Here is a 9,335-nt window from a genome sequence, read left to right as displayed (position 1 = left end):
TGGGGTGTGGGGTGTGGGGTGTGGGGTTTTACCAGTTTTGAGGTGGCCAATTACCTAATTTTCAGGGAAAAAGTGCCTAAATTTCCCCCGATCACTCCCATATCCGGTACTTTTTGATTGACAAAAGGTCTAAAAGTCTTACCCAACAAGGTTTTAAGATTTATTCAGCTAACCCTAACTAAAGACTTGATCGGGATTAATTTGACGGCACAAGCTTTTAATTCCGGTTGCAGGGAAATCGGACAAGCGGCCGGATGGGTGAGACTATTAGCCTCAGCATTTTCTGCCCATAAAGCCCCCCAGTGCATCGGCACAAAGACACAATTAGGAGCAATTGCTTTGGTAATTAAAGCGGGAAAACGGGCAAAACCGCGACGAGAACGCACCTCCACCCATTCCCCAGCTTCTATGTGCAATTTTGCCGCATCTTGGGGATGAATTTCCAGAAAAGGTGCGGGGTGCATTTTGACAATTTTCTCGATGCGGCCGGTGCGGGTTTGGGTGTGCCAGTGACCGTACAAACGCCCCACGGTCAAAACTAGGGGATAATCATCGTCGGGGGGTTCCGCTAAACCTTTACTGTGGTAGGCGGCGAAAACAGCACGACCATCGGCAGTATTAAATTTACCATCGGTATAAAGGCGTTTTGCGGCTGTTTTTTGGCTTTTATCTTCATCTTTAACTAAATTACCCAGTAATTCCCCAGAATTAGCGGTTTTAGGGGCGGAAATTTCATCGATGGAATCGGGCCACGGTCGGGGAGTCTCGGCCAGGCGATCATAATTAATCGCCGTCATATCACAAGGACGTTTATATGTCAAGCCAATAAACTCGGAATGTACCTCGGCGGAATCCTGAAAATTAAATTGTGCCTGAAACCCCAAACGGCGACCAACTTCCGCGAAAATTTGCCAATCGGCCTGAGCTTGACCGACGGGAGAGCGAAAAGCTTTATTTAACGTCACCACGCGCTCAGAATTGGTCATTGTTCCCGTTTTTTCGCCCCATTGGGCCGCTGGCAGTAATAAATGGGCGTAGGCGCTGGTTTCCGTGGGATAGTAGGCATCCTGATAGACAGTAAAAGGTGATTTTAACAGGGCGGCCTTGGTGCGTTCTAGATCAGGCATACTAACAGCCGGATTAGTGGCGGCAATCCAGAGAAGTTTGACATCTCCCGTCTCCAAACCGGTAATCATACTCCAAGCATCGCGACCGGGGACGGGAGAAATCCGACCGGCGGGTAAACCCCAAGCTTGTTCCACTTCGGCCCGGTGTTGGGGATTTTTGACGGAACGATAACCGGGCAGAAGATGGCAGAGGCCGCCGGCTTCCCTTCCTCCCATGGCGTTGGGTTGTCCGGTTAGGGAAAAAGGACCGGCCCCCGGTTTACCGATATTAGCCGTCATTAGGTGTAAATTGATTAAAGTGCGGGCTTTGGCCGTGCCTTCGCTGGATTGATTGATACCCATCGACCAGAGGGAAAGGACTCTTTTCGATTCGGCCCAGTAGCGGGCAGCCTGTTCTAAATCCTCAATGGGGATACCGCATTTAGGGGCGACTATTTCGGGGGGATAATGGCGGATAATTTCGGCGTATTTGCCGAAATCCCGGGTGCATTTATCGATAAAATGGGTATCGATCGCACCCCAACCCAGTAACAGGTGAGCAATACCGTTAAATAGGTCAATATCAGTCCCGGGGTTAATGGCTAGGTGGAGATTAGCGGCCTCGGCAGTCTTGGTGCTGCGGGGATCAACGACGATTAATTTCGCTTCTTGGTTGCCTTTGAGATACTTGTGCAGACGGTTAAAGATGATGGGGTGACATTCGGCCGTATTTGTCCCCACCAAAAAGGCACAATCGGTTAATTCCAAGTCATCGTAACAGCAGGGGGGACCGTCAGACCCGAAACTGTCCAGATAAGCGGCCACGGCCGAAGACATACAGAGACGGGAATTAGCATCAAAGTTATTGACTCCCAGACAGCCCTTGACCAGTTTTTGGGCGATGTAGTAATCTTCGGTGTGAAATTGTCCCGAACCGTATAGACAGATACTTTCCTTTTCCCCCTGAGCGATTAGAGTTTGCATCTGGTTAACGATGCGATCGAGGGCCTCTTCCCAAGTACAAAGACGAAATTGATCTTGGAGAGAATCGCGGATCATCGGGGTTTTGAGGCGATTTTTATCGATCGATTCCGCTACGGTGGCCCCTTTAACACAGACCATACCTTGACTGGAGGGGTGGGACTTGTCCCCGAAGACTTTCCATGCTTGTCCGGCCGACGCGGGGGAGGTGACTGTCAAACCACAACCTACTCCACAGTAAGGACATTGGGTTTTTGTAGATTCAGTCATAAGCAGTTGGTCTGATTAGTGGCGCTGTCTTTAGGCATACTTAAGATAGTCGGCAGATTTTCTCGGCCAAATTGTAGTTATTAATACAATTTATTACAAGCCTTAGCTAAATTGCCATTTTCGTGATGCAAATCGCGCATTAAACCTGTCTAGATAAAATTTGCTGATGGGTGTGGGGTGTGGGGTGTGGGGTGTAGGGTGTGGGGTGTGGGGTGTGGGGTGTGGGGTTTTATGTTGCCTCTTGCCTGTTGCCTGATCTCAACAAGCAATTTCAATACTTAACAGCTTAAAAAGGCATACACTTGTTCTCGTGTTGAAAAAGAATCGGGATAGGATAATAGTAGTCTCTAGGGTGGGGAAAAAGTTTTCAGCCAGTCATGACCTACGAACCTCTACATCATAAGTATCGTCCCCAAACCTTTGCCGATTTGGTGGGACAATCAGCGATCGCCACGACCTTGAGTAATGCCTTAATCAGTGAGCGAATCGCCCCTGCATACCTATTTACTGGACCCAGAGGCACGGGGAAAACCTCCTCGGCGCGAATTTTAGCCAAATCCCTCAACTGTCTGTCTAGTGACCATCCGACACCGATTCCCTGCGGTAAGTGTTCCGTCTGTCAAGCGATCGCCAATGGTTCCGCTTTAGACGTGATCGAAATTGATGCCGCTAGTAATACCGGTGTGGATAACATTCGGGAAATTATCGAGCGATCGCAATTTGCCCCCGTCCAATGTCGTTATAAAGTCTATGTCATCGATGAGTGCCTGACTGGGGATAGCCTTGTTTTCACCGAAACGGGATTAATCCCCATTAATCATCCTGAGATTCTCGGAAAACGAGTTCTCAGTTACAACGAGAGCAGCGGAGAGTGGGAATATAAAAAAGTCCTGCGATGGCTAAACCGAGGCGTAAAAGCAACTTTAACCATTCAAACCAGAAATCGGACGATTAATTGCACTGGTAATCATTTGATTAGAACAGAAAAAGCATGGATACAAGCAAAAAATCTCAAAATCGGCGATCAGATCTTATCCCCTGTCAATGTGGCTGCGGTGCAATACACGCCTAGTATCATAAAATCCCCTCAATGGCTGACAAATTTCGAGGAAGTGATAGGGATTCAAGAAGGTGACACAGAAAGCGTCTATGACCTAGAAGTGGAGGACAATCATAATTTTGTTGCCAATGGGTTATTAGTTCATAACTGCCATATGCTCAGTACGGCGGCCTTTAATGCTTTGCTGAAAACTCTGGAAGAACCGCCGGATCGAGTGATTTTTGTGCTTGCTACCACCGATCCTCAGCGTGTCTTGCCTACCATCATCTCCCGTTGTCAACGCTTTGATTATCGCCGTATTGCTCTCGATGCGATGGTGGCACACCTGCAAAAAATCGCCCAAATAGAAGCGATCGATATTAACCTAGAAGCATTAACCTTGGTGGCTCAGATCGCTAACGGTGGTTTACGGGATGCGGAAAGTCTCCTCGATCAATTAAGTTTACTCGCAGGAACGATTACGGCCGAGCGAGTCTGGGATTTGGTCGGTGCAGTCCCCGAAAGAGACCTCTTAACCCTACTTAAAGTCATTCATGGCAATATTCCCGATCAAGTTATCGAACAATGTCGCCATCTGATGAATCGCGGTAAGGAACCTTTAATCGTCTTGCAAAATCTAGCAGGGTTCTATTTAAACCTACTTTTAGCCAAAACCGCCCCTAATCGTCCAGAAATGGTCGCTGTCACCGCTCCCACTTGGCAGGAACTGTGTACGGAAGCGCGTACTTGGTCTTTAGAGGAAATTCTCCGCGGTCAACAACTTCTTAAAGACAGCGAAACACAACTAAAAAACACCACTCAACCCCGTCTCTGGTTAGAAGTCACTCTATTGGGACTTTTACCACAAGCACAGGTGATTCCGCTAGTTGCCACGGTAGCGCCTTCCCGTCCCCAAACCAGCGCCGAGAGGCCCCCGGAAGTGATCACAGCACCGGCGCCGGTGAATGAACCGATCAAACCGGCGGTTATCACCCCGACAACTAGGGTCGAAGTGCCGAAAACTGAGGTTAAAACTGTTGCCAGTGATGACAATCATGAACAAATTTGGCAGCAGGTTTTAGAAGTAATGGAACCCCCCACTACTCGCACTCTCTTGCGTCAGCACGGCAGTCTTTTTAATATGGAAGAATCGAGCGCTTATTTAAGTATATCTTCGGAACAATTATTAAAAATGGCCCGGCTACGATTGACTAATATTGAGTCAGCTTTCGAGGCAGTTTTTCGGCGCCGGATTAAAGTTCATTTACAGGTAGGTTCCGCCACTGCTGCCATGGCTGCGGAAGTTTCCCCATCCCCGGCAGCCAGGATACAACCACCACCGGAAACCGCACCAACCCCACCAATAACTCCCGAAAATAAAGTTATGACCGCAGTGGATATTCTCCCGGTCAAAGAAGCAATTATCGAGAAAAAAGAAGCAAAGATCACAGCATCGGGAACCCCAACAACTCTTAGCACAGAACTGCCCCAAAAAATCTTAAATTTTGATTCATCTTTAGAGACATTAGATCAAGATGTAGATGTTAGTGAAATTTTGGCGGCCGCTCAAAAGTTAGCGAAATCTTTTGATGGTGAAGTGGTCAATATGGGTTATTCACTGCCGGAAAATTCGGCCGCAGAAACTAAAGTTAATAAGTCTCTGGAAAATATGACTATCGTGCGCGGGAGACCTGATGTTAACGAAATTTTAGATAGTTTGGAGGAGGACGAAGACCTTCCTTTTTAAGGCTATCCCAACGGCTTGTGCTAAACTAATAGGATATGCCACGTCTCAGGATTGGCTATTCTTGCTCAAATTCTAGCTACTAGACCTATGACACCCGAAACTAAGGCCAGAATCGATCAATTAATCCAGAATAACAAAGTTCTTGTGTTCATGAAGGGCAATAAATTAATGCCTCAGTGTGGTTTCTCGAATAACGTCATACAAATTCTCAATATTCTGGGGGTTTCCTACGAAACTGTCGATATTCTCCAAGATCAGGAGTTAAGACAAGGAGTTAAGGAGTATTCCAATTGGCCGACTATTCCCCAAGTCTATATCAACGGTCAGTTTATTGGTGGTTCCGACATTATGATCGAACTCTATCAAAATGGGGAACTACAACAAATAGTCGAGGTAGCCTTAGCTTCCTAAAAATTTTCTAGGTTAGGTTAGCTATCCTAACCTAGTTCCAACCTACCTAGCTTAGTCCTCGCAATTTTGGTCAAACTGGGCAGCCCCGATCTCTGGGTTATAATAATCTTGCGTTGGTCGAACCAGAGATTTTGGTAGAGGTGATGATTGTGACAATTCGAGAAACTGCAATTTCTAAGCTACATCAACTCCCTGAAGTCCTTGTTCAGGAAGTAAGCGACTTTATTGATCTTCTCGATCATAAATATCGAGTCAAAACCGTTGAAACTCAGCCTGATGGAAAACTGATAGAAAGATGGTTACAATGGTTTGAAGCCGTAGATGGCTTAACTGTCAATTCACCTGAACCAATAAACGACTACCAGCAACTGCTGCTCGAAAAATATCGGCAACAAGGACTAGAGCTATGATCCTGTGTGATGCAGGAGTGCTGCTTTGTTTGGTTGATCGTACTCAACCACAACACAATGCTTACAAAAATACAGTAATGCGTTTAGCAAAGCCTCTCGTCACAACTTGGTCATGTCTGACCGAAGCCATGTACCTTGCGCTGCATCGGGGTGGTTGGCAAATGCAAAAACAACTGGGACAACTTCTTTTAGATAAACTTTTGGTGGTTTACAATATTCAGGAAAGTGATTTCAGTCGCCTGTTGGCTTTAATGGAGCAATACCGCGATCGACCGATGGACTTGGCAGATGCAACCCTAGTTTTAGTAGCTGAAAAGACTGGGTATCGGCAAATTCTCACCCTCGATGCGGATTTCCTGTTTTATCGGATTCAAAACCAAGGAAGCTTTGATATCATTCAAGTGTAGTGATGGAAAATCTGCTTTCAACGGCCTATATCTCCACCGATAGAAAATGTTCCCCTTTAAAACTGTCCCTTGAATTCCTCTCTATCTTTTGCTATGAGGAAACTTTGTTGGGGGATACCGATGTGAATTCCCTTCTCCTCAAAAGCAATTTTTAGACGACGACGATACTCTCTTTCTATGTCCCATTGTCGTAATCTTTTGACGACAATTCTGAGCATAATTTCCATCCCCGTGTGAGAAACCCGACTAACACCAGCAACCTGCACGGGATCGATGATATCTTTTTGCCATTGTGGATCTACAGCCATATTTTCAGCGATGGCTGCCATTAAAGCGATCGCCAGATCTGGCTCGGTGTCATAGGCGACTTCGATGGTAAAATCGACCCGCGCCCAATCTTTACTGAGGTTGTGTGCGGTAATAATTTGGTTATGGGCAATAGTGATTAAACGTCCATCGGCAGCCCGCAATTGAGTCGCTCGCAAACTCATATTTTCCACCAAACCGATAAACTCCTGAAACTGGATCATATCACCGACAGTGTATTGGTCTTCAAAGATAATTAGAAAACCGTTAATCCAATCTTTTAAAAGATCCTGAAAGGCAAAGGTGAGCAATGCTCCCACTAAACCGGCTCCCGTGAGTAAAAAGGCGAAAGAAAGGCCCATCCAACTCAAAAAAACCAAAATTCCCAGAAAAATAGCGATAAATGTGATAATTTGTCGCCAAACTTCTAATAAAGTGGGAGCGCGCAGAATCCTCCTTTCCAAATTTTCGGAAAAAACCGCTCCTTCCTCTACCCACTCCCGTAGCCGAGAATTAACGTAGAGATTAATCATATTGCTCACTGATGTCAGCAGCAACCAGATAATAAAAATCCGTAAAGGAATACGAATTATTCCGCGTCCTTCTAGCCTAGTTTCAGGAAATACATACAAAATCGCCGCTATTCCGCCAAACCAAAGCAGTATCAGTCCAATAAGAGCCAGTCTTTTCCAGAGAATATTTAGCGTCAGTTGTCGCTGAATATCAGCCTGTTGACGGAAATTAGAGGAATCTTCTAGAGAGGCTAAAATCGGTTCTTGGGAGCGATCTTTTCTGGGAGGGGAATTTATAGGTAAATTTCGATCGGATTGACTTTTAGCCTGTTTTTTGAGGAGATTGAAGCGATTTCTTAGGTGTTTCTGCCACCAAATTGATACCCAGCTTAAGAAAGTTAGCCCCAAAATAATTATAGTGGCAGTCATTACCTGTTGCCGACGAGGGGCGGGCTGACGTTCTTGCCAAGCTTGGATCAAAGCTGTTTGGATGATTTTAACCCATCTGTCCGCTAAATCGCCAACAGAAGAAGAATCGATCAGGGCATCAACTTCTGTCACTGTCAGAATTACCTGTTGCGGTAAATTCTGGTTATCCTTGGCCACAATCACGGTTAAATTATTGAGAGTCGCCGTACTTACTTGCAGGGTTGTCGGATCGAAACCCCGATTGATAATATTATTTAAGCCCCTTTCAATGCGGCTAGCCCGTCTTTCTACCGGGGAGAGTTCCCGGGCCTCAGAAGCGGTAAAATCTTGGGAGGCAATCTGAAATAAGGCAAATCCATCTAGATGCACGGAAGCATATTCTATATCCCCGGCTACAAAAATCCTTGTCCCCGTGGGAGATGCAAATGGAACTAGAAAATTTTGGCCTAGGGATGGCAGGGAATTAAGAACAAATATACTAACCAAGAGGCAACCCGCCAATCCTTGAATGACCAGATTGAAAATTTTTCTCCGTTGCCATCGTCCCATTGCCTAAGTTTCCTTTTTGATTAACAATGATCTTTACCCGCTTTCTCAGCTTATAGCAGTTATCTTAATGGTGAGATAGGAAGTTTTCGTTTTGGGGAGTCGGTCGTCTCTCTCCCTTCTCCCCTCTCCCCAACCCCAACCCCTCACTGATAACTGATAACTGATTACTGATAACTGAAATCCCCAACACCTTACTTAACTTCTCATGTCCAATATTTCCCCACAGTGGCGCGAGGAAATTACCTCTTTACCCCCTTGGTTACGGCGTTCGCTCGGCAAATCTAGCGAAATTTCCACGGTTCAGCGCATTATCAAACAAAGGAACATTCATACTATCTGCGAGGAGGGTCGCTGTCCCAATCGCGGCGAATGTTATGCCCAAGGTACGGCGACTTTTTTGTTGATGGGTCCCACCTGTACCCGGTCCTGTGCTTTTTGTCAAGTGGATAAGGGTCACGCACCCATGCCTCTCGATGTGGAGGAACCGCAAAAAGTGGCAGAAGCGGTGCAATTGTTAAATTTAAGTTACGTTGTCTTGACTTCTGTAGCCAGAGATGATATTGAAGACGGCGGGGCCGGTTGGTTTGTACGGACGATGACAGCCATTCGCGAACTCAATCCCCACACTTTAATTGAGGTGTTAACCCCGGATTTTGCTGGAGGTAAGGGAAGTCAACAGGAACGGGTGGCGACGGTGGTAGGGGCAAAACCTGCCTGTTACAATCACAATATCGAGACGGTGCGCCGTTTGCAAGGACCGGTTAGACGCGGGGCTAAATACGATCGCTCTTTGGCGGTTTTGCGTTATGTTAAGGAAATCGATCGGTCAATTCCGACGAAATCTGGCTTAATGGTCGGTCACGGTGAGACAAAAGAGGAAATTATCGAGACTTTGGCAGATTTACGCGCGATCAACTGCGATCGAGTTACTATTGGTCAATATATGCGTCCTTCTCTGGAACATTTGCTCGTACAGAAATATTGGACTCCCGCAGAATTTAGCGAGTTGGGAGAAATTGCCCAAAAAATGGGGTTTTCTCAGGTTAGATCTGGCCCCCTAGTCCGCAGTTCCTATCATGCGGGAGAGTAAATCAGTGATCAGTTATCAGTTATCAGTTATCAGATGTAAGTTTTAAGTTAATTTTTGTAAATCTACCAAGTTGGGATT

At 46.2% G+C, this 9,335-nt stretch carries 7 protein-coding genes and 1 pseudogene; 6 read left to right on the top strand and 2 right to left on the bottom strand.

The genetic code is table 11. The annotated features are described in order from the left end of the window. Positions 1 to 182: pseudogene (locus tag PX636_RS19585) on the top strand (hypothetical protein); the annotation flags it as partial. Here the strand turns inward: PX636_RS19585 and PX636_RS19580 are convergent. Next, entirely contained in the window at positions 165 to 2,357 is a 2,193-nt protein-coding gene (locus PX636_RS19580; protein WP_288118395.1) for a molybdopterin oxidoreductase family protein, read from the bottom strand. The pseudogene PX636_RS19585 and the gene PX636_RS19580 sit on opposite strands and share 18 nt — an antisense overlap. Positions 2,358 to 2,734: 377 nt before the next feature. Between PX636_RS19580 and dnaX the strand changes: the two genes are divergently transcribed. From dnaX to PX636_RS19560, 4 genes are all read left to right on the top strand, one after another. Continuing rightward, positions 2,735 to 5,143 (top strand): DNA polymerase III subunit gamma/tau, encoded by a 2,409-nt coding sequence (gene dnaX, locus PX636_RS19575; protein WP_288118393.1) that lies wholly within the window; start codon positions 2,735 to 2,737, stop codon positions 5,141 to 5,143. Positions 5,144 to 5,230: 87 nt separating this feature from the next. Beyond that, positions 5,231 to 5,554, top strand: a complete 324-nt coding sequence (grxD, locus tag PX636_RS19570; protein ID WP_002739803.1) for a Grx4 family monothiol glutaredoxin — start codon at positions 5,231 to 5,233, stop codon at positions 5,552 to 5,554. Between the two features lie 113 nt (positions 5,555 to 5,667). Beyond that, positions 5,668 to 5,964, top strand: coding sequence for a DUF2281 domain-containing protein (locus PX636_RS19565; protein ID WP_288118391.1), 297 nt, complete (start codon positions 5,668 to 5,670; stop codon positions 5,962 to 5,964). Continuing rightward, complete coding sequence (locus tag PX636_RS19560; RefSeq protein WP_288118389.1) at positions 5,961 to 6,371, top strand: type II toxin-antitoxin system VapC family toxin; 411 nt, start codon at positions 5,961 to 5,963, stop codon at positions 6,369 to 6,371. Before PX636_RS19565 ends, PX636_RS19560 begins: the two co-directional genes overlap by 4 nt. A gap of 56 nt (positions 6,372 to 6,427) precedes the next feature. On the opposite strand, the gene PX636_RS19555 is transcribed toward PX636_RS19560, so the two are convergent. After that, a complete protein-coding gene (locus PX636_RS19555; protein WP_288118387.1) occupies positions 6,428 to 8,167 on the bottom strand; it encodes a mechanosensitive ion channel family protein in 1,740 nt (579 codons plus the stop codon). 205 nt (positions 8,168 to 8,372) lie between these two features. On the opposite strand from PX636_RS19555, the gene lipA reads away from it, so the two are divergent. Next, complete coding sequence (gene lipA, locus PX636_RS19550) at positions 8,373 to 9,257, top strand: lipoyl synthase (protein WP_002796164.1); 885 nt, start codon at positions 8,373 to 8,375, stop codon at positions 9,255 to 9,257. The last annotated feature ends 78 nt before the right edge of the window (positions 9,258 to 9,335 follow it).

The sequence above is a fragment of the Microcystis sp. M53598_WE2 genome (genome assembly GCF_030067735.1).
In the GTDB taxonomy this organism is placed as follows: domain Bacteria; phylum Cyanobacteriota; class Cyanobacteriia; order Cyanobacteriales; family Microcystaceae; genus Microcystis; species Microcystis aeruginosa.
This window is presented reverse-complemented; position numbering and strand designations above follow the sequence as displayed.